Source organism: Serratia fonticola, from assembly GCF_001006005.1.
GTDB classification, from domain to species: domain Bacteria; phylum Pseudomonadota; class Gammaproteobacteria; order Enterobacterales; family Enterobacteriaceae; genus Chania; species Chania fonticola.
The window spans coordinates 1610506-1631503 of sequence record NZ_CP011254.1 but is presented as its reverse complement, the minus strand read 5'-3'; the positions used below and the strand labels follow the sequence as shown (position 1 = coordinate 1631503).

The 20998-nt window shown below is 55.5% G+C and carries 23 protein-coding genes; 13 read left to right on the top strand and 10 right to left on the bottom strand.

What is annotated here, in order from left to right; genetic code table 11:
• Positions 1-4 precede the first annotated feature (4 nt).
• Entirely contained in the window at positions 5-1549 is a 1545-nt protein-coding gene (gene gpmM, locus WN53_RS07225; RefSeq protein WP_024482904.1) for a 2,3-bisphosphoglycerate-independent phosphoglycerate mutase, read from the bottom strand.
• A gap of 303 nt (positions 1550-1852) precedes the next feature.
• On the opposite strand from gpmM, the gene WN53_RS07220 reads away from it, so the two are divergent.
• The 9 genes from WN53_RS07220 (at position 1853) to WN53_RS07180 (ending at position 7931) form a co-directional block, all read left to right on the top strand.
• On the top strand, positions 1853-2287 hold the full coding sequence (locus WN53_RS07220) for a rhodanese-like domain-containing protein (protein ID WP_024482903.1): 435 nt from the start codon (positions 1853-1855) through the stop codon (positions 2285-2287).
• A gap of 26 nt (positions 2288-2313) precedes the next feature.
• Entirely contained in the window at positions 2314-2562 is a 249-nt protein-coding gene (grxC, locus tag WN53_RS07215; RefSeq protein ID WP_024482902.1) for a glutaredoxin 3, read from the top strand.
• Between the two features lie 82 nt (positions 2563-2644).
• Complete coding sequence (gene secB, locus WN53_RS07210) at positions 2645-3115, top strand: protein-export chaperone SecB (RefSeq protein ID WP_021181865.1); 471 nt, start codon at positions 2645-2647, stop codon at positions 3113-3115.
• Positions 3115-4134 carry an NAD(P)H-dependent glycerol-3-phosphate dehydrogenase gene (gpsA, locus tag WN53_RS07205; protein WP_024482901.1) on the top strand — a complete coding sequence of 340 codons (1020 nt, stop codon included), beginning with the start codon at positions 3115-3117 and terminating at the stop codon, positions 4132-4134. The genes secB and gpsA overlap by 1 nt, the downstream gene beginning before the upstream one ends.
• Before the next feature lie 98 nt (positions 4135-4232).
• A complete protein-coding gene (cysE, locus tag WN53_RS07200) occupies positions 4233-5054 on the top strand; it encodes a serine O-acetyltransferase (protein ID WP_024482900.1) in 822 nt (273 codons plus the stop codon).
• A 184-nt stretch (positions 5055-5238) separates the two neighbouring features.
• Positions 5239-5562 carry a type II toxin-antitoxin system RelE/ParE family toxin gene (locus WN53_RS07195; protein WP_024482899.1) on the top strand — a complete coding sequence of 108 codons (324 nt, stop codon included), beginning with the start codon at positions 5239-5241 and terminating at the stop codon, positions 5560-5562.
• Complete coding sequence (locus WN53_RS07190) at positions 5549-5830, top strand: helix-turn-helix domain-containing protein (RefSeq protein WP_024482898.1); 282 nt, start codon at positions 5549-5551, stop codon at positions 5828-5830. The genes WN53_RS07195 and WN53_RS07190 overlap by 14 nt, the downstream gene beginning before the upstream one ends.
• 40 nt (positions 5831-5870) lie before the next feature.
• On the top strand, positions 5871-7376 hold the full coding sequence (pdxR, locus tag WN53_RS07185) for a MocR-like pyridoxine biosynthesis transcription factor PdxR (RefSeq protein ID WP_024482897.1): 1506 nt from the start codon (positions 5871-5873) through the stop codon (positions 7374-7376).
• A 99-nt stretch (positions 7377-7475) separates the two neighbouring features.
• Positions 7476-7931, top strand: coding sequence for a GNAT family N-acetyltransferase (locus tag WN53_RS07180; RefSeq protein ID WP_024482896.1), 456 nt, complete (start codon positions 7476-7478; stop codon positions 7929-7931).
• Positions 7932-7978: 47 nt separating this feature from the next.
• Here the strand turns inward: WN53_RS07180 and rhaM are convergent, their stop codons facing one another.
• From rhaM to rhaB, 5 genes are all read right to left on the bottom strand, one after another.
• Entirely contained in the window at positions 7979-8293 is a 315-nt protein-coding gene (gene rhaM / locus WN53_RS07175) for an L-rhamnose mutarotase (protein WP_024482895.1), read from the bottom strand.
• Positions 8294-8309: 16 nt separating this feature from the next.
• Positions 8310-9458 (bottom strand): lactaldehyde reductase, encoded by a 1149-nt coding sequence (gene fucO / locus WN53_RS07170; RefSeq protein ID WP_024482894.1) that lies wholly within the window; start codon positions 9456-9458, stop codon positions 8310-8312.
• 67 nt (positions 9459-9525) lie between these two features.
• Positions 9526-10350, bottom strand: a complete 825-nt coding sequence (gene rhaD / locus WN53_RS07165; protein ID WP_024482893.1) for a rhamnulose-1-phosphate aldolase — start codon at positions 10348-10350, stop codon at positions 9526-9528.
• 10 nt (positions 10351-10360) lie between these two features.
• Positions 10361-11617 (bottom strand): L-rhamnose isomerase, encoded by a 1257-nt coding sequence (locus WN53_RS07160; RefSeq protein WP_024482892.1) that lies wholly within the window; start codon positions 11615-11617, stop codon positions 10361-10363.
• The gene (rhaB, locus tag WN53_RS07155) at positions 11614-13029 is read right to left on the bottom strand and encodes a rhamnulokinase (RefSeq protein ID WP_024482891.1); all 1416 of its coding nucleotides are present in this window, start codon (positions 13027-13029) and stop codon (positions 11614-11616) included. Before rhaB ends, WN53_RS07160 begins: the two co-directional genes overlap by 4 nt.
• 377 nt (positions 13030-13406) lie before the next feature.
• Here rhaB and rhaS point away from each other — a divergent pair, with 377 nt between their 5' ends.
• Both rhaS and rhaR read left to right on the top strand, forming a co-directional pair.
• Positions 13407-14228, top strand: coding sequence for an HTH-type transcriptional activator RhaS (gene rhaS / locus WN53_RS07150; RefSeq protein WP_024482890.1), 822 nt, complete (start codon positions 13407-13409; stop codon positions 14226-14228).
• Positions 14229-14313: 85 nt separating this feature from the next.
• Entirely contained in the window at positions 14314-15153 is an 840-nt protein-coding gene (rhaR, locus tag WN53_RS07145; RefSeq protein WP_037411283.1) for an HTH-type transcriptional activator RhaR, read from the top strand.
• Positions 15154-15174: 21 nt separating this feature from the next.
• Here rhaR and rhaT read toward each other — a convergent pair whose 3' ends face one another.
• The 4 genes from rhaT to cpxR form a co-directional block, all read right to left on the bottom strand.
• Positions 15175-16209 (bottom strand): L-rhamnose/proton symporter RhaT, encoded by a 1035-nt coding sequence (gene rhaT, locus WN53_RS07140; RefSeq protein ID WP_024482889.1) that lies wholly within the window; start codon positions 16207-16209, stop codon positions 15175-15177.
• A 215-nt stretch (positions 16210-16424) separates the two neighbouring features.
• Positions 16425-16898 (bottom strand): tRNA (uridine(34)/cytosine(34)/5-carboxymethylaminomethyluridine(34)-2'-O)-methyltransferase TrmL, encoded by a 474-nt coding sequence (gene trmL / locus WN53_RS07135; protein ID WP_021807233.1) that lies wholly within the window; start codon positions 16896-16898, stop codon positions 16425-16427.
• A 57-nt stretch (positions 16899-16955) separates the two neighbouring features.
• Positions 16956-18326, bottom strand: a complete 1371-nt coding sequence (gene cpxA / locus WN53_RS07130; protein ID WP_024482888.1) for an envelope stress sensor histidine kinase CpxA — start codon at positions 18324-18326, stop codon at positions 16956-16958.
• Positions 18323-19021 carry an envelope stress response regulator transcription factor CpxR gene (gene cpxR, locus WN53_RS07125; RefSeq protein WP_021181873.1) on the bottom strand — a complete coding sequence of 233 codons (699 nt, stop codon included), beginning with the start codon at positions 19019-19021 and terminating at the stop codon, positions 18323-18325. The genes cpxA and cpxR overlap by 4 nt, the downstream gene beginning before the upstream one ends.
• A gap of 149 nt (positions 19022-19170) precedes the next feature.
• Here cpxR and cpxP point away from each other — a divergent pair, with 149 nt between their 5' ends.
• Together cpxP and fieF are read left to right on the top strand one after the other, a co-directional pair.
• The gene (cpxP, locus tag WN53_RS07120; RefSeq protein WP_024482887.1) at positions 19171-19665 is read left to right on the top strand and encodes a cell-envelope stress modulator CpxP; all 495 of its coding nucleotides are present in this window, start codon (positions 19171-19173) and stop codon (positions 19663-19665) included.
• 335 nt (positions 19666-20000) lie between these two features.
• On the top strand, positions 20001-20903 hold the full coding sequence (gene fieF / locus WN53_RS07115; protein WP_024482886.1) for a CDF family cation-efflux transporter FieF: 903 nt from the start codon (positions 20001-20003) through the stop codon (positions 20901-20903).
• The last annotated feature ends 95 nt before the right edge of the window (positions 20904-20998 follow it).

The window sequence follows — 20998 nt, the reverse complement described above, 5'->3', positions numbered from 1 at the left end:
AGGATTATTCCACGATGAACAGCGGCTTACCAGTCATCTCTTGCGGGATTTCCATTCCCATCAGTGACAGCATGGTTGGAGCGATGTCGGACAGTTTGCCACCTTCCACCGCTTTGGCGGCTTTACCGATGTAGATCAACGGTACTGGCAGGCTGGTATGGGCAGTGTGCGCCTGGCCGGTAGCCGGATCGCGCATTTGCTCGGCGTTACCGTGATCGGCTGTAACCAAGAGTTGGCCGTCAACGGCTTTCACCGCTTCAACGACTTGCGCAATACAGTTATCCAGGGTTTCTACCGCTTTGACGGCTGCATCATAGACACCGGTGTGGCCAACCATGTCGCCGTTCGGGTAGTTACAGATGATGGCGTCATATTTACCGCTGTGGATGGCTGCCAGCAGCTTTTCGGTCAGCTCGGCGGAGCTCATCTCTGGCTGTAAATCGTAGGTGGCCACTTTTGGCGAGTTGATCAGAATACGGTCTTCACCTTTGAACGGTTCTTCGACACCGCCGTTATAGAAGAAGGTGACGTGGGCGTATTTTTCGGTTTCCGAGATGCGCAGCTGGGTTTTGTCGTGCTTCATCAGCCACTCACCGAAGGTGTTGGCCAGCGAGGCTGGTGGATAGGCACAGGCGGTTTTGATGTCGGCGGCGTATTCGGTCAGCATGACAAAATCACCAAACTTGACCACTTTGCTACGTGGGAAGCCGTCGAAATCGGCATTGACGAAGGCGCGGGTGATCTGGCGCGCACGGTCGGCACGGAAGTTCATGAAGATTAACGCGTCACCGTCGTTCATTTCGGCGCTGGCTTCGCCCGCTGCCTGGATCACGGTCGGTTTAACGAACTCGTCGTTTTCGCCGCGGGCATAGGCAGCCTGCAGCGCGGCCACGGCGTTGTCGGCGGTGAATTCGCCTTTGGCCTGGGTCATCAGATCGTAGGCCAGCTGTACGCGGTCCCAACGATTATCACGATCCATCGCGTAGTAACGGCCGATCACCGTGGCGATACGCCCGGCACCCAGCGTGGCAAATTCGTCACTGAAACGTTTCAGTGAATTTTCAGCACTGCGCGGTGGAGTGTCGCGTCCATCCAGGAAGGCATGCAGGTAAACCGCTTTGGCTCCGCGCTGTGCGGCCAGTTTGATCATCGCCAGGATATGTTCTTCATGGCTGTGGACGCCACCAGGGGACATCAGGCCCATGATGTGTACCGCTTTGCCTGCCTTCACGGCCTTGTCGACGGCGCTGGTCAGCGTTGCGTTGGTGAAGAAGTCACCGTCTTTGATCTCTTTATCCAGACGGGTCAGGTCCTGATACACGATGCGGCCGGCGCCGAGGTTCACGTGACCGACTTCCGAGTTACCCATCTGGCCATCAGGCAGGCCGACATCCAGACCGGAAGCGGCAATCAGGGTATGGGGCTGTTGTTGCCACAGACGGTCCATGACCGGCGTTTTGGCGTTCAGGATCGCGTTGTCCTGTTGCTCTTCCCGGTGGCCGTAACCGTCCAGGATCACCAGTACCATGGGCTTTTTCTTGCTCGACATTGCAGTAACCTCTTTATGATCGTTTTAAGTTGTGAATAGCCATCAGCCCATTGGCGCTGGAATGATGGCTATTCACCCTCTGGAACCTGATGATACTACAATGTGGCCGACTAAAAAGAGCCCAAAGAGATCAAAGATGCGGTGAACAGCCTCGACTTTCTCAACGTCATGACGGTAATTTTCCAGTGTACTCCGCAGTTTCTGCATTCCCGTTTGCTTATTGGCTGTATTTGACGCATTCGGCAGGTATACTCTGAAACCTTGACTTATTTTTCCCTTAACTGACGGGAGTTGTTACACCCCATGCTGCAAGAAATTATGCAATTTGTTAGCCGGCACCCCATACTTAGTCTGGCCTGGGTCGGTCTGCTGGCTGCCGTGATCGTCATGACCTTCAAGAGCCGTTTCTCCAAGGTTAAAGAGATCGCCCGCGGTGAAGCTACTCGCTTGATTAATAAAGAAGACGCGGTAGTGGTAGATACCCGTACCCGTGATGATTTCCGCAGAGGCCATATCGCCAACGCGATCAACCTGACGGCGAGCGAGATCAAAACCGGCAGCTTCGGCGAACTGGACAAACACAAGGCCCAGCCGGTCATCGTGGTCTGTGCCAATGGCACCGCCTCACGCGAACCCGCAGAAAACCTGAGCAAAGCCGGGTTTGAACAGGTCTATACCCTGAAAGACGGCATTGCCGGCTGGAGTGGAGAAAACCTGCCGTTGGCGCGTGGCAAGTAAATTTTAGTGTGATTGAAGGGGTTTCCATGGCTAACATTGAGATCTACACCAAGGCAACCTGCCCGTTCTGTCATCGCGCCAAGGCGCTGCTGAACAGCAAGGGAGCTGCGTTTAGCGAGATTGCCATCGATGGTGATAACGTCAAGCGCGAAGCAATGATTGCGCGCAGTGGGCGAACCACCGTGCCTCAGATTTTCATCGATGGCCAACATATTGGCGGCTGTGATGATTTACATGCACTTGATGCTCGCGGTGGGCTGGATCCGCTGCTGTAAACCAGCGGCGTCCCACTGCCAAGATGTGGGTATTGCAACCACTGAGTGTCTATAAGGATATTTAACCAAGGGTATTACACACATGTCAGAACAAAACAGCACAGAGATGGCTTTCCAGATCCAACGCATTTACACCAAGGATATCTCATTCGAAGCGCCAAACGCTCCGCAGGTATTCCAGCAAGAATGGCAGCCAGAAGTTAAGCTCGATCTGGATACGGCTTCCAGCCACCTGGCAGACGACGTCTACGAAGTGGTACTGCGCGTTACCGTTACCGCCTCTCTGGGTGAAGAAACCGCATTCTTGTGTGAAGTTCAGCAGGCAGGTATCTTCTCCATCTCCGGTATCGAAGGCACGCAACTGGCACATTGCCTGGGTGCATACTGCCCGAACATTCTGTTCCCGTATGCGCGTGAGTGCATCACCAGCCTGGTTTCTCGCGGTACCTTCCCGCAGTTGAACCTGGCACCGGTAAACTTTGACGCGCTGTTCATGAGCTATTTGCAGCAGCAGGCGGAAGGCGAAAGCGCTGAACCTCATCAGGATGCCTGATGAATACCGTCAATGCTTCAATGACTGTAATCGGTGCCGGCTCGTACGGCACCGCTTTAGCCATTACGCTGGCGCGTAACGGCCACCCGGTAGTGCTGTGGGGGCATAACCCCGAGCAGATCCAGATTATGCAGCGCGATCGCTGCAATCAGGCATTCCTTCCCGGCGTCCCTTTCCCCGATACCCTGTTGCTCGAAACCGATCTTGCTCGTGCATTAGCGGCCAGCCGTGATGTGCTGGTGGTGGTGCCTAGCCACGTGTTTGGTGACGTATTGCGTCAGCTAAAACCTCATCTGCGCCCGGATGCCCGCATCGTATGGGCGACCAAAGGTCTGGAAGCGGAAACGGGGCGGCTGTTGCAAGACGTGGCTCGTGAAGCACTGGGGGATACCATCCCACTGGCGGTCGTTTCTGGGCCAACGTTTGCCAAAGAGCTGGCGGCCGGGTTGCCAACGGCGATCGCCCTCGCCGCCACCGACGAGCAGTTTGCCGAAGATTTACAGCAGCTGCTGCACTGTGGCAAAAGCTTCCGCGTCTACAGCAACCCGGATTTCATCGGGGTACAGCTGGGTGGGGCGGTGAAAAACGTGATTGCCATCGGTGCCGGTATGTCTGACGGTATTGGTTTTGGTGCCAACGCGCGTACCGCATTGATCACTCGTGGCCTGGCGGAAATGAGCCGTCTCGGCTCGGCATTGGGTGCCGATCCTTCCACCTTTATGGGCATGGCTGGGTTGGGCGATCTGGTGTTGACCTGTACGGATAATCAATCGCGTAACCGTCGTTTCGGTATTATGCTGGGGCAAGGCAAGGGCGTGCAGGAAGCGCAGGATAGCATCGGCCAGGTGGTTGAAGGCTATCGCAATACCAAAGAGGTATTGGCGCTGGCGCAGCGCTTTGGCGTGGAAATGCCGATCACCGAACAGATCTATCAGGTGCTGTACTGTGATAAAAATGCCCGCGAGGCAGCGTTGACTCTGCTTGGGCGCACCAAGAAAGACGAAAAGCACAGTGCTTGACCTTGGCTGCGGTGCAGCAATGTATCGCGCCGCGACAATTTGACTAGGTTACCCTGCCGGGATCAGGCGGGGTAGTCTGTTTTGGCAGAGAGGAAGCGATGTCGTCAGAAGAGTTAGAACAGGTCTGGAGCAGCATTAAATCAGAGGCGAGAGCACTGGCAGATTGTGAACCGATGCTGGCTAGCTTTTTCCACGCGACCTTGCTCAAGCATGAAAATCTGGGCAGTGCGCTCAGCTATATTCTGGCGAACAAACTGGCTAATCCGATCATGCCGGCGATTGCCGTGCGTGAGGTGGTGGAAGATGCCTATCGTTCCGACGCTCAAATGATCGTCTCAGCGGCCCGCGATATTCTGGCGGTGCGGCTGCGCGACCCCGCAGTAGATAAATATTCAACGCCGCTGCTGTACCTGAAAGGTTTCCATGCCTTGCAGGCGTACCGCATCGGCCATTGGTTGTGGATGCAGGGCCGCCAGGCATTGGCGATCTACCTGCAGAATCAAATCTCGGTCGCCTTTGGGGTGGATATTCACCCGGCGGCCACCATCGGCTGTGGCATCATGCTCGACCACGCCACCGGCATTGTGATCGGTGAAACCGCCGTGGTAGAGAATAACGTCTCTATCCTGCAGTCGGTAACCCTGGGCGGGACAGGTAAAACCAGCGGCGATCGCCACCCTAAAATTCGCGAAGGCGTGATGATTGGCGCGGGGGCTAAAATCCTCGGTAATATCGAAGTGGGAAAAGGGGCCAAGATCGGTGCCGGTTCCGTGGTGCTGCAACCCGTGCCACCACATACCACCGCCGCAGGCGTGCCCGCGCGTATTGTTGGCCGCCCGGAAAGCGATACGCCATCGATGGATATGAACCAGTACTTCAACGGTGCCAATCACGGGTTTGAGTATGGCGACGGTATCTGAATAGCTTTTCAGTCGTTATTGCTAATTATCTCTAATACCCACTAAACCCCTTGTAAACCGGCATGTGGAAACAAAATCACATACCGGTTTATCCCTGTGTGCCCCCTGAAGAAAGACATGAAAATTGCACTACAATGCAAGTTGCATTATAGTGCAATAGTGGCAAAGACACAGGGATGGAAAGATGTTTACAGTAATCTATCACTACGAAGCGGAAAAGGAATTGAAGGCGTTGCCCCCGACCGTTGCGGCAAAACTGTCCCGGATTATCAGCAAGCTTGAAAGTGATCCCCGACAACTGAGAGAACCAGATACAAAGCCCCTAGGTAATGGACTCTATGAGATCCGTTCCATGGGCAAAGATATCGCACGTGGCATGTGGGTTTATCAGAAGGGTGAGAGGATCTTTATGCTCAGAATTTTTATTAAAAAGACGCCAAAAACACCAAGAAATGAGATAGATCTGGCCATGCAGCGACTGGAGGAAATGATCAATGACAAAGTATAAAACACATTCGCAAGTTCAGGCTGAGATGATGGAAAACAGCGAGTTTAAGGCTGCGATTGAGGATGAAATGCGCAAAGAGCGTTTGCAGGCAACCTTGGCAGAGTGGCGAAATATCGCAGGACTTACTAGTGCACAAGTCGCAAAGGCAATGGGTGTGAATGCTTCAACAGTCAGCAGAATGGAAAACAACGTAACGAAATCGAGCGTTGAAACCATTGCTCGCTATGCAAAAGCTTGCGGTATTGATCATGTGACGATTTCCTTCTGATTAACGACAGCGTTAATTTCTCTCTCCGTGGAGCTGCGCCTTGAACCGCCTGACCGAAAAGCAGCTCCAGACTCTCTTGCTGCAAAAAAACCTCGCCAAGCAAACAGTCCCCGAAGTTTCATTAACTACGGCTCTGGCCGCTGCTTTCAAGACGATGATCCAGCAGGGCGACTTCATCACCGGCCAACGTTTACCGGCCAGCCGTGCGTTGGCAGCCTCATTGCAGTTATCCCGAGGGACCATCGAGAACTGTTATACGGCGCTGGAAACCGAGGGATACGTCTGCAGAGAGGTGGGGCGGGGAAGCTTTGTCGCGCAAAGACAGCAACCTTTGCTGGGCCTGACTAGCGAGCACTCAGCGGCACCCTCTGGCGGCCAGCTCACATTGAGCCGGAGATCGTCACAGCATGCCAGGCCTGAACCAGGCAACCTGCTCCAGCAGCGGGCATTTAGCCCGGGCATGCCTGAAACCCGTAATTTCCCGATCCATACTTGGCTCAGGCTATATCAGCAAACCGTCAAAGAAGAGGGGCTGTCTATCTCGGCTGGCAGCAACTTGCAGGGTAATATTCACCTGCGGGAGGCGATTTGCGATTTCCTGCTGGCCGAGCGGGGCGTGAAGGCGCAGGCCGATCGAATTCTGATTGTGAGCAGTACGCAGCAGTCGCTGTCTTTATGTGCGCAGGTCCTGGCGGATGCTGACGATAGCGTCTTTATCGAAAATCCGGGGTATACCGGTGCGATTAAGGCCTTTCGGGCGGCCCAGCTAACGCCTATCCCGATTACCGTGGATGAGCAGGGGATCTGTACCGACGAAATCATTCGCTCTCAGGTTAACGGCAAATTTGTCTATGTCACCCCTTCCAACCAATATCCGACCGGTCGAGCACTTTCGCTGGCCAGGCGGTTGGCATTAATTGAGGCGGCTAAAGCTCGGGATATGTGGATCATCGAAGATGACTACGACAGTGAGTTCCACTACCAAGGCATTGCGACGGCCTGTTTGCAGGGGTTAGACCCCCATCAGCGCACCATTTATATGGGCACCTTCAGTAAAACCCTGTTCCCGGATCTGCATGTGGCTTATATGGTGCTGCCAGAGGCGCTGGTAAAACCCATGACCACCGCACGAGCGAATACGGACAGCCAGGTTTCGGGGATCGCTCAGCGCACGCTGGCAAAATTCATTATGCAGGGACATTATCGCGAACATGTCCTGATGATGAAGAAAATATATTCATCCCGTGCGGCGCTGTTTATTAACGAGATCAACAAGCACTGCGGCTTAAAGGTGAAGGTTATAGTGCCTAACTGCGGTTTGCAAATACTCTGCCTGGTGGAAAGTAAACAGCTTGAGCAAGCTGTTGCCCATCATGCTTCTGAGTATAATTTAACGCTGAGAAGCGTTTCCGAGTTTTGTACTGCAGATATTCCCTTATCTGGCTGGTTGCTGGGCTTCGCGGCTCTGGACCCTATTGAGATAGCCTATAACGTCGAGCAGTTTTCCCAGTTGCTAACGCGCTGTTTAAACGAGATGGATAATTAGCCGCTGAAATGGTCCGGTGTCTATAGCGGATTGGTCCATTAACCCCGCCCTATGGCATCGCCTATACTTGCGCCACTTTGAACATGCAGGGGTAGGACTATGTTGATGACTAAAAATGGCGTTACCATCAGGGACATAATCGCTTCAGATAGAGCGGATTGGGAACATCTGTGGCAGCAGTATCTGCACTTTTATCGTGCCGATGTCAGTGCCGAAATCACCGAAAAAACCTTTATCCGCCTGTGCCAAAAACAGGATTTGGTCGGCCTGGTCGCCGTTAACGATCAGGGTCAGATCCTCGGCTTTATGCATTTGGTTTATCACGCCTCGACCTGGAGTGATAAAAACTATTGTTATATTGAGGATCTGTTCGTTGATAAAAGCGCGCGGGGACAAAACGTGGCGGAGAGCTTATTTAATGAAGCTTATCAACAGGCGGAAGTGAGAGAGTCAAGCCGCGTTTACTGGATGACCCAGGAGTTCAATTCCTCAGCCCGTTCGCTGTACGATAAAATCGGCCAAAGAACCTCGTTTATTATTTATAGTAAAAAATAGTACGGCGTTAAAAAATAAGGCGACGGGGTTTAACCGTCGCCTGTTGATTATTCTAGATAAAACACTTCACGCAGCGGTGAGCTGACCGGGCTATGATCGGGATTGCTCGGCATCACATCGCCCATATGCTGCCACCAGCGCTGGCAGACGGCGGTGTTGGCCACTGCATCCCAACGTTCTTCAGATTCAATCTCCACATAGCCAAACAGCAGGTTGCGTGCTTCGTCCAGGAAGATGGAATAGTGGTGTGCACCGTGCTCCTTCAGCACCTGTTCCAGCTCTGGCCAGATCGGGTTGTGGCGCTGCTGGTATTCGGCGTGCGCATCCGGGTTTACCTGCATCACAAAAGCTTTACGGATCATAGGTTTTCCTTAAGGGTCACAGCGCGGCTAAATACAGCGCACGAACCTGTTCGCGATCTGCCGTGCGTGGGTTGCAAGGGGCACATGGGTCAGCCAGCGCTTTATCCAACCAGCCTTCGATATCGGCTTCCTTGATACCCAGGGCCGAGAAACCTGCCGGAATACCCACGCGCAACGAAAGCGCGCGAATGGCGGTAATTGCCTGATGGCTAGCCTGTTCTTCGTTCATGCCTTGCGTGTCCGCCCCCATTGCCTGCGCAATACGGGCAAAGCGAGCCACGGCATTCGGGCGGTTAAACTCTTCGATTACCGGCAGCAGGATGGCATTGCAGACGCCGTGCGGCAGATTGTGGGTTGCACCCGGCTGGTGAGCCAATGCGTGCACCAAGCCAAGCCCGGCGCTGTTGAACGCCATCCCTGCCAGGTATTGCCCATAGGCCATCATTTCCCGTGCCTGCAGGTTTTTGCCGTCATCTACAGCGGCAGGTAGCCAGGTGCTAATCAGGCGGATGGCTTCCAGCGCCGAGTGATCGGTCAGCGGGTGAGCGCCTACGGAAACATAGGCTTCCACCGCGTGGGTCAGTGCGTCCATACCGGTGGCGGCGGTGACGCTAGCGGGAATATCCAACATCACCTGCGGGTCGTCCACGGCGATGTCAGGGATGATGTTGGTGTCGATGATCACTTCTTTGACGTGGCGCAGGCTGTCGATGATCACCGCGTTGCTGGTCATCTCGGCTGCGGTGCCCGCAGTGGTATTGATGGCCACCAAGGCGACGCCTGGATGTTTGACTTTGCCAACGCCAGAATAGGCGGTAGAGGGGGCAGGGTTGCCGGTCAGGATTTTGATCGCCTTGGCGGTATCGATTGGGCTGCCGCCACCGAAGGCAATCAGATAGTCGCACTGCTGCTGTTTGAACGCTTGCCAGCCCTGTTGCACCAGTTCTTCAGTGGGGTTGGGAAAGACTTCATTGAACATGGCATAAGGCAGCGCATGCTGCTGCATGGCGTTAAATAGGCCTTCCAGCAGGCCGAGCTCAACCAGTTGACCGTCGGTGACGATCAGCGCCTTACCCCATTGCTTCTGCGCCAGCAGCTTGACCATATCTTCAATGGCGCCGCAGCCGTGCAAACTGATTTTCGGTAATGCCAGCATGAAACTCATGATATTGCTCCTGAAATGAGAAACCGTTGTGATGCGCCCGCCGTAGCGGACGCAGGGCACCGATGTCTCAATCCTTGAGCGCGGCGGCCAGTGGCGTTACGCCGAAACGCTTGGCCAGTGCCGTCAGTTGGCTACCGGAAATGGTTTGCTTCTTGCCCCCCATCGACAGCACTTTCACCATGATCTCGGCCGATTTTTCTGCGGTGTCGATCAGGCCGAAAGCGTCGTCCAACGTTGGCCCAGAACCGAAAATGCCGTGGAATGGCCATAGTACCAGGCTGTGTTCCTGCATCTGTTCGGCGGTCTGGGTGCCGATACCGTCAGTACCTGGCACCATCCAGGGCACGATGCCGATGCCGTCTGGGAACACCACCAGGCACTCTGTGCTGCCTTCCCACAGCAGGCGGGTGAAGCTGGCGTTGTCCAGTTCCTGCACAAAGCTCAGAGCGATCAGGTTGGTGGCATGGCAGTGCATGATGACGCGATCACGGCCAGAGGTGACGTTCATACGCACGATGTGCGACTGGAAATGAGCCGCCAGTTCCGAGGTAGGAAAACCTCCCTGCGAAAGCCCCCAGTGGATGTGGTAGGCGGTGCCGTTGTGGTTCAGTTGTAACAGCACCAGATTCTCTTGCGGTGCCAACTGCACGTTGCGGAAGAACTTGCCTGAACCGGTGACCAGGAACCAGCAGTTGGCCAGCTCGGTTGCCGGTTGCGTCAGCTCTACGCAGCGCGGCTCGGCCACGAAGTCGCTACGGAAAGGTTCAACATCTTCCGCCAAAAGCCGCAGGCTGACGTTGCCGCCGTTGCGCTCATCCCAGCCTTTGAGCCACATGTCGCTGGTGGCTTTGATCATGCCCTGGACGAACCAGGAAGAAACTATCTGTTGCATTGCGCTACCCTTAACGTTGGCTGAGGATCTGTTGTTCGTAGTTGCGTACGTTGTTGAGCCAGCTGGCATCAGCCGGGACATCGTTACGCTGGCAGTAGGTTTCCCACACGGCTTGCCATGGCAGGCATTTTTGCTCTTCCAGCAAGGCCAGGCGGGCAGTGTAATCGCCGCTCTCTTCGATCTTGCGCAGCATCTCGGTCGGCTCCAGCAGCGCACGCAGCAGGGCTTTCTTCATGTTGCGGGTGCCGATCACCCAGGCGGCGATGCGGTTGATGGAGGCGTCGAAGAAGTCCAGGCCGATGTGTACGCGGTTGAACAGGTTGTTGCGCACGATCTCACCGGCGATGGCTTGTGTTTCGTCGTCCAGCAGCACTACGTGGTCACTGTCCCAGCGTACCGGGCGGCTAACGTGCAGCAGCAGGCGTGGTACATACAGCATGGCGCTGGAGATCTTGTCGGAGATCACTTCGGTTGGATGGAAGTGGCCCGCATCCAGACAGAGTGCGGTCTGGCGGCTGGTGGCATAGCCGAGATAAAACTCATTGGAACCCACGGTGTAGCTCTCTGCGCCAATCCCGAACAGCTTGCTTTCCACCGCGTCGATATGGTGTGCCGGGTCGAGTTTTTCGCTAATCACTTCGTCCAGCGCGCTTAATAGACGCTGGCGCGGTGCCAGGCGATCGATCGGCGTATCTTTCATACCGTCCGGGATCCAGATGTTCATCACCGAAGGCGTACCGAGCTGTTCGCCAAAATAGGCCGAGACGCGGCGGCTGGCCTGGCAATGTTCAATCCAGAACTGACGGATTTCCGGGTTGGCATGTGACAGCGTAAAACCGTCGGCGCTCAGCGGGTGCGAGAAGCATGACGGGTTGAAATCCAGCCCCAACTGGTGCTGTTTGGCCCACTCCACCCAGTTTTTAAAATGGCGTGGTTCAATTTTGTTACGGGCGACTGGCGTATCAGACTCCAGATAGATCGCGTGCAGGTTCAGGCGTTTTGGGCCAGGGATCAGCGCCAGAGCCTGTTCCAGATCGGCCCGCAGCTCTTTGGCGTTGCGTGCTTTGCCCGGGTAGTTGCCGGTGGCCTGAATGCCGCCGGTCAGGGAGCCTTCCGGATTTTCGAACCCGGCCACGTCATCTCCTTGCCAGCAGTGCATCGACACTGGCAGGGTTTCCATTGCGCTAATCGCGGCTTCAACGTCCACGCCAACGGCAGCAAAGCGCTGTTTTGCCAGTTCCCAAGCTTGATCGATCGAGCTTTTCATATGCAAAGTTCCTTAGGTAATTGACTCAACGACTGAAATTGCGACCAGTGGGCGGCAAAGTCTGGATTGTCGCGAGGGGTAAAGTGTTGTAGTGGGAAGTTCTGTGCCACGATGCGGCGGAATTGCCCAATGTCGCTGACGGCGTCCAAGGCCATCAACTGGCAGCCGACGTTGCCCAGGGTTGAGGCTTCGATTGGCCCGGCGCTGATGGCCAGCCCGCAGGCATCGGCACACAGCTGATTAAGAAAATGGTTCTGGCTACCGCCGCCGACGATATGCAGATGGCTGAGCGGGCGGCCGTGCATCGTCGCCAACTCCTGTGCGACCTGGCGGTAGAGCATGGCGAGGCTGTCGAAGATGCAACGCACCAGTTGGGCTGCGGTTTCCGGCACCGGCATCCCGCGTTCGCGGCAGCTGTCCTGAATGGTTTGGCACATGTTGGCCGGGTTGATAAAGCGATCGTCATTGGGGTTAACCAATGAACGGCAGGCTGGCTGTTGGGCCGCCTGAGCGATCAGGGCAGGCAGATCGCTGATGTTCAATTCCTGAGTGGCGCGTTGCAGCAGCCACAGGCCCATGATGTTTTTCAGCACCCGATAGCCCGTTGCGCCGCCCTCATTGGTGATATTGGCCGCTAATGATGCCGGGTGAACCACCGGGATTGGGCTTTCGATGCCCATCAGCGACCAGGTGCCGGAGCTGAGATAGGCGGCATTGGCATCTTGCAATGGCGTAGCAAGAACTGCGCTGGCGGTGTCGTGCGTTGCCACGGCAATCACCGGGATCTGCTGACCACTGGCGCTGGTCCAATAGCCCACACGGTTGCCTGGAGGTGTCGGTTTGCCAAACCAGCTGGCAGGTACCCCGGCCCAGGCCAACAGTTCCTCATCCCATTGATCGCTTTCAATATTCAGCAGCTGGGTAGTGCTGGCATTGGTGTATTCCCAGTTCAGCTCCCCCGTCAGGCGAAAGTGCAGGTAATCCGGGATCAGCAGCAGGTGAGCCACGCGATCTACCAGTTCTGGCTGCTGTTCGCGCAGGGCACGCAGTTGGTACAACGTATTGAAAGGCAGGAATTGAATGCCGGTGCGTTGATAGATATTGCTGCGGCCCAAATCCTGCTGGGCGGTTGCCATCAGCCCCTGGGTGCGGGCATCACGGTAGGAAACGGCCTGGCCGACCCGCTCACCTTGGGCATCCAACAGCACAAAATCCACGCCCCAGGTATCGATGCCGATGCTATCGAGGCGAATGCCTTCTGCATCAAGCTGCGCCAGCGCCTGACGGATGTTGCCTTCCAGCGCATCCAGATCCCAGCAGTCTTGCCCTGCCCGGTGCTGCAAACGGTTGGTGAAGCGGCTGACTTCACGCAGCTTGAGTTGTTGCTGCTCTGGTTGATAGCTCGCCAGCATCACACGTCCACTGGAGGCTCCAAGGTCGATGGCGACAGTATTGCGAATAGTCATGAGAGAAAGCCCGTGATTGCTTGATGCGAGCAGTGTAGGAAGTTGCCGCTGCCCGGGCCTTCTCGCCACTGCCAACGCCAGAGGGGGATTGGCAAAATGGCAAAGGTAAAGGTGAAGTAGCTCACAGTTTACGACTCGGGCCGGTTTTCGCCCGGTTGTGACCTTGTACGCATTTCTCAACATTGCTACGGCTTTCTTAAAAAACGCGCAGCTTTAGCGTGCTTTTCGGTCAAAACCTTAAGGTTTGTTACCGGACGCTTCTCTTACTATCGATTACCGACGTTGCGCGGTAATCCCGCCGCGCCAAAGCTCCGGGGGGCAAGATGAACCTATTGCACAGTAGTGATTTTTTCCCTTCCTGCAGCGCGCCCGTGGTGATCGAACCCCGCGAGCCGCAGCAGGCTTTTCCAGAACATCATCATGATTTTTACGAAATTGTGATTGTCGAACAGGGGGCGGGGGTGCATGTATTTAATGGCAACCCCTATACCCTTAACAGCGGTTGCGTCTGTTTTGTGCGCGATCACGATCGCCACCTGTTTGAACAGACCGACGGCCTGATCCTGACCAATATTCTGTTCCGGGCGCCGGACGCCTTCCGCTTTGTCTCCGGCGTGGAGCAGTTCCTGCCGCGCGAGGCCGATGGCGTCTACCCGGCCCATTGGCGCATCAGCCAGCAGGTGCTGCAACAGGTCAAGGGGTTGATTGCGCAGCTCGCGGCGGCACCTGCAGGTGAGCGGCCAGAAGAGATTGCGCTGCATGAAAGCGTATTTATGCAGCTGTTGGTGCAGCTGTGGCAGGGCTGTCTGGCCCGGCAGGGGGACGATCAGGAGGGGCGTTTGCATCAGCTGTTGGACTGGCTCCAGGGCCACTATGCTGAATCGATCGAATGGTCCGAGCTGGCCGATCGCTTTGCCATCCCGCTGCGGACGCTGCACCGGCAACTGAAACAGCACACCAATATGACACCACAGCGCTATCTGACCCACCTGCGTTTGCTACAGGCGCGCCACATGCTGTGCCACAGCGATAGCAGTATCACCGATATCGCTTTTCGCTGCGGGTTCGGCGACAGCAACCATTTTTCGACCCTGTTCAAGCGTGAGTTTACCTGCCCACCCCGTGCGCTACGTGGCATGCGCTAGCGACGCGAAAATCACGACTGCGTCAATTTTCCTCGCCGTGGGTTCGGCAATAATGCCCAGTCGTGCCAAATAGGAAGGGTGTGAGATGAGGGAGACATTACTGTTAGAGAGCCGCGATTATCTGCCCTCTGTACAGATGCCGGTGGCCGTGGCGGAGCGCTATCCCCAGATGGGATTTGCCACGCATACTCACCAGTTTTGCGAGATTGTGATCGTTTGGCGTGGCAATGGCCTACACGTGCTGAACGATCGCCCTTACCGGATCACCTGCGGGGATATTTTTTATATCCGTGCCAGCGATTGCCACAGCTACGAGTCGGTACACGATCTGGTGCTGGATAACATCATCTATTGCCCGGATCGCCTGCGGTTGAATGCCCAGTGGGAAAGCCTGCTGCCGCCGTTTGATACCTCCAGCGAGCGCTACTGGCGGCTCTCTACCCAAGGTATGGCACAGGCCCGGCCGATTATCGCCCAGCTTTCGCAGGAGAGCCGTAAAACCGATTCGCTCTCTATCCAGTTGACCGAAGCCTTACTGCTACAGTTGGCGATCGTGCTCAAACGCTATCGCTATGCGGTGGATTGCGTGCACATGTTGCCGGACGGGGAACAGTTGGACTTGTTGATGGCGGCGTTGCAAAGCGGCATCGACGGCGACTTTGATCTGCCGGCATTTTGCCAGCAGCATCAGTTGACCGAGCGGGCGCTGAAGCTGCTGTTCCGCCAGCAAACCGGCATGACCATCAACCACTATCTGCGCCAGATCCGTTTATGCCAGGCTAAGCGTCTGCTACGCCGCAGCGAATACCGCATCAGCGATATTGCCGCCCGATGCGGATTTGAGGACAGTAACTACTTTTCCGTGGTGTTCACGCGCGAGGCCGGAATGACCCCGCGCGAGTATCGCCAACGGTTTATCGCCTAGGGGATCGTGATAGTTCAGCGTTCAAGAGGCCATGCCCAGGCCAACGATGTTGGCAGCCAGGATGATCACCAGGCAACCGAGACACAGTACCGCCACCGGCTTTCTGGTCCCGCATTTCCACTCTTTCAGCAGTAGCCCGACGATACCGCCGCACAGTACGTAGAAGCTCATGTGCAACATCCAGCTCATGTAGTCGTATTGTGCCGGGATCTTGGCGTGGCCCCAGGCGTAGAAGAAGAATTGCAGATACCACATCAGACCGCCGAGCATTGAGAGCAGCACGTTGGCGACCAGCAGTTTTTTCGGTAGTGAGAAATCGGCTTTCACCGAGATATTCTTCAGGGTAGCCAGGCGGATCAGGCAATAGCCCAGGTTGATCAACGCACCGCCGCCCATAATCACCACATAGCTTGGCAAAGCAACGTACAGCGGATCGATGCCCAGTGCTCCGGCGGCTTCATGCATCGGTTTGGCCGCGTCCATGGCGAAGGACATCCCGGCAGAGAAAATGCCGCACATCACCGCCAGCGTCAGCCCTTTCTTGAGGTTGAACTCCTCGGCGCGGATACCCATGGCCCGCTCTTTCAGCAGGCCCGCGTAGCTGACGATCACCACGCCGATCAGCGCAACAAACACGCCCATAAGCGACATACGACCACCGGCGGTGCCGAACAGAAGTTCGAAGCGGCCCTGTAACAGTGGCGTCATCAATGTGCCTATGATCAACGTGATGCCGATGGCGATACCAATCCCCATCGACATCCCGAGATAGCGCATGGTCAGGCCATAGTTGATATTACCGATCCCCCACATGGCGCCGAACAGGAACACCGGCAGCAGGGTGGCAGCGCTGAATGAGCCGTAATACTGCCAAAAATCCGGCAGCAGCATATAGCTGATGGCCCATGGCAGGATCAGCCAGGAAACGAAACCGCCGATCGACCACATGGTTTCCCAAGACCAGTTTTTGACCTGTTTGAATGGCGCGTAGAAGCAGGCCGCACTGGCCGCCCCGACCAGGTGCCAGAGTATCCCTAGCAGAATGGCGTTGTTCATCTTGTTATCCTTGTTGTTGTTGGCGTGGTGACGTAGAGCGCAGAGACCACGGATGAACAGGGAGTCTAAAGAGACAGCAGGGAAGGAACCTTCGGTTGGCTGCCGGTTGCCGGGAGAGCATGGCAAAATTCAGCGGGTGCGGGTGTTGACGATCACAAATTTGGCAGGGCGGCGATGGGGCGATGTCTGGCTGGCAGGCGATCGCCCAATAGGGGTTACTCTTTAAGCAGTGCGCCCGCATAACCCAGTTGGCGCCAGGCTTCGTAAACCACCACCGAGACGGCGTTGGACAAGTTCATGCTGCGGCTTTGGGCCTGCATGGGAATACGGATCTTCTGCTGTGCGGGCAAGGCATCCAGAATGCTGGCGGGCAGGCCACGGGTTTCCGGGCCAAACAGCAGATAGTCGCCAGCCTGATAGCTGACAGCGCTGTGTGCTGGTGTGCCTTTGGTGGTAAGGGCAAACAGCCGCTGTGGATTTTCGCTGGCGAGGAAGGCGGCATAGTCGGCATGGCGCTTGATGCAGGCAAATTCATGATAATCCAACCCGGCACGGCGCAGGCGTTTGTCGTCCCACGGGAAGCCCATAGGTTCGATCAGATGCAGTTGGAAACCGGTGTTGGCGCACAGGCGAATGATGTTGCCGGTGTTCGGCGGAATTTCAGGTTCAAATAAAACGATATTCAGCATGTAAAAAGCCCCTCATGACGAGGGGCGCAGAATAGCAAAATCTTTGGGTGCTGGCGATTAACGCTGATGCAGTGGCAACCACAACACCAGACGCAGGCCACCCAGCGGGCTGTCTTCCGCTTTCACCCAGCCGCGATGCTGATTGACGGCGGATTCGACGATGGCCAAACCCAACCCGGTGCCGCCGGATTGGCGATCGCGTGCTTCATCGGTGCGGTAGAACGGCCGGAAAATCTGCTCACGATCTTCCGGGCTGACGCCTGGGCCATCATCGTCCACCACGATGGTGATCCCCTGATTATCGGCGCTGAATGCCACCGCGATGCGCGTATTGGAATAACGCAGGGCATTACGCACAATATTCTCCAGCGCACTGTCCAGGGCACCTGCGTTGCCGTAAATCGTCCATGGGCCTGGAGGGGAGGTGACCTCCAGCTGCTTGCCCATCTGTTCGGCTTCGAAACTGGCGTTGTCCAGCACGTCGGCCCACAGTTCGTTGGCCTTCAGCAGTTCGCGCACCAGCTCGCTTTTCTGTTGGCCACGGGATAGCAACAGCAGATCGTTAATCATCGAATCCAGCCGTTGGGCTTCGGTTTCGATACGCGCCAGTTCATGGCCTTCACCGTGGCGGCGGCGCATCAGGGCGGTTGCCAGCTGTAGACGCGTTAACGGGGTGCGCAATTCGTGGGAGATATCGGAGATCAGCCGTTGCTGGGCCGTCATCATCCTTTCGAGCGCGCTGATCATCTGGTTGAAGCTGGCCCCGGTGGCAAGGAATTCCTGCGGCCCGGCTTCCAGCTCAGGGTGTTGCTTAAGGTTGCCACGTGCTACATCATCGGCGGCGTTTTTCAACTTACGCGCCGGTTTGGCCAGGCTCCAGGCCAGCCACAGCAACAGCGGGGCGCTGATTAACATGGTGACGATCAGCAGCAGCAGCGGCCGGTCGAACATCAGGTTGATAAAATCGGACTGCGAACTGTTGGCCGGGCGGATCAGGTACAGCTGATAGTTGTCTTCACCATCGCGCACCGAGAACGGGCCAACCAGCTCGACGCGGCCATATTTTTTCTTTTGCGGTTGGTCGGAGTTGTCCGACTGGCCGATAAAGTTGCGCACGATCTGCATTTCGTTGCGCTGCGCGCCGATCACTCGCCCTTCGCTGGTCACCAACAACAGGCGCTGGCCCGGCGGTGCCCATTTTTCGATGGCGCGGAACAGGCGGCGCCACCACATCAGGTCGTTGGCCGGATCGTTTTGCAGTTCGGCTTCGACATGCTGTTCCAGCATCAACCCCTGCCGCTGTTCGCTTTCCAGCAGCGTGGTCATTTGGCGGGAGTCGAGTTTGGGCACCATCAACACCAACATCAGCACCAGGGCCAATGTGAACCAGAAAATGGCGAAGATGCGTGCCGTCAAGCTGTTGATCATGCTGCAGATACCATCAGATAGCCCCGTCCGCGCAGGGTTTTGAACCAAGGATGCCCATCTTTGCGGTCCGGCAGTTTGCGCCGCAGGTTGGAGATATGCATATCAATGGCGCGATCGAACGGCGTCAGGCGTTTGCCCAGCACTTCCTGGCTGAGGAGTTCACGGGAAACTACCTGGCCGAGATGCTGTGCCAGCAGATAGAGCAGGGTAAATTCGGTGCCCGTCAGATCCAGCACTTGCCCGTCGAAGCTGGCTTCCTGGCGGCCGGGATTCAACTGCAGGCCGTCAACGTCCAGCGTAGGTGCGCTGGTATCCACATTCTGCTGCTGTTCGCTCCAGTTGGAACGGCGCAGAATGGCCCGGATGCGGGCAACCAGTTCGCGATCGTTAAAGGGTTTTGCCAGGTAGTCGTCCGCACCGAGTTCAAGGCCAAGTACCCGGTCTAATTCGCTGCCGCGAGCGGTTAGCATGATCACCGGCGTCTGGTGGTGTTGACGCAATTCTTTCAGCGTATCGATACCGTTTTTCTTCGGCATCATAATATCGAGCAACAGCAGATCGATGGAGCTGTCCAGTAACGACAACGCCTGTTCACCGTCGTGAGCCACGACGATGTTAAAGCCTTCCATTTCAAGCAGTTCTTTCAGTAGCGAGGTGAGCTCGCGGTCGTCGTCAACTAACAGAATTTTGTGCATATGTGATTTACCTCCTGACGCAAAATACGTCATCAACTGTTGCTATTCCATGACTTTACGTAGTTTTACATGCCCTGACGCATGTTTGCAGGTGCAGCGATACACTGCTCCTCGTTGATTCGCAAAGTGAGAAAGCTCGAGGAGTAAAAATGGTTAAGGTGACCGCAGTAGTTATGGCATCAATTTTGGCAATAGGTTCTACCGCTGCCTTTGCTGCTGATACTACACCGGAAACTGTCCAACCTCCTGCTAATGATGCACTGTTGAGAGCGCTTGGCCAGAATCACATGTTCGACGGCGTTCGCTTGACCGAACAGCAACGCCAGCAAATGCGCGATTTGATGCGCCAGGCCCGTTACGATTTGCCTGGTGTTAATGTAGACGAAGTGGAAACCATGCATAAGCTGGTCACCGCAGATAAATTTGATGAAGCCGCCGTGCAGGCCCAGGCGGAAAAAATGGCTCAGGAACAGGTTAAGCGCCAGGTCGAAATGGCCCGGGTACGCAACCAAATGTATAACCTGCTGACGCCAGAGCAAAAAAGTGTTTTAGACCAGAAACATCAGCAGCGTGTGCAGCTGATGAAGCAACAGATTTCTGGTTTGCAGCAAACTTCTGCCCAGAAGTTGAGTATGACTGAGTAATCCCCTGTTTTTCCTTGCCATAGACACCATCCCTGTCTTCCCCCTCATGATGAGGGGGTTTTTTTTCATTTCGATAAAATAAATATACTTAAAAAACAATGAATTAATTTTTTTCTAAAAGGTTTCGGATTTTTAAAAACCATTGAGTGTGGACACTATGTGGACGCGCCTTCAAACCTGGATAATTTATGAATACTTATCTAGGGACAGCGACATTACTGCACATTTTGCCAGATTTTTTTGCTTAACTGACAAGCATCCCGTAATGATGGCGGGACTTTTTTTACCCCGCATTCCGTTATACTGAAGCCCATAAACTTTGGTTGGGGTTTTTTATGGAACAGCAATACGCGCGGCTGGTGCAGTCCGCTGCTTTAGCCGCCACCGGAATGGCCTCCGTTCTACTGTTGATCAAGATCGTTGCCTGGTATCTCACCGGTTCGGTCAGCCTGTTGGCGGCGTTGGTGGATTCGTTGGTGGATATTGCCGCATCGTTAACCAACCTGCTGGTGGTGCGCTACTCGTTGCAGCCGGCTGATGAAGAGCATACGTTCGGTCACGGCAAGGCTGAGTCGCTGGCGGCGCTGGCGCAAAGCATGTTTATCTCCGGTTCTGCCCTGTTCCTGTTCTTGACCGGCTTCCAGCATCTGTATTCCCCGCAGCCCCTGAATTCGCCGGGTATTGGGATAGCTGTAACTATCATTGCGTTGATTAGCACTCTCATCCTGGTGACCTATCAGCGCTGGGTAGTCAGAAAAACGCGTAGCCAGGCGGTACGGGCCGATATGCTGCATTATCAGTCAGATGTGATGATGAATGGTGCTATTTTGATAGCACTTGGGCTAAGCTGGTATGGATTTCACCGTGCGGATGCGCTGTTTGCCCTGGGTATTGGGGTCTATATTCTCTATAGCGCGCTGCGTATGGGGTACGAGGCGGTGCAGTCCCTGCTGGATCGCGCCTTGCCGGATGAAGAGCGTCAGGCAATTATCGATGTGGTATCGTCTTGGCCGGGTGTGAAAGGTGCGCACGATCTGCGTACGCGGCAGTCCGGGCCAACGCGGTTTATCCAGTTGCATCTGGAAATGGAAGACAACCTGCCGTTGATGCAGGCGCATATTCTGGCAGAACAGGTGGAGCAGGCATTGTTGCATCGTTTCCCTGGGGCCGATGTGATTATTCACCAGGATCCCTGTTCTGTTGTTCCTCAGGGCCGACAGGGGCATTGGGAACTATAATCAACAGACGTAGGTCAATGTTGGGTGGATTGAGAAATCACGGTGTTAGCACGCCGTGCCATGTGAAGTTTTTTCCTTGATGTTGCGTGACCTGA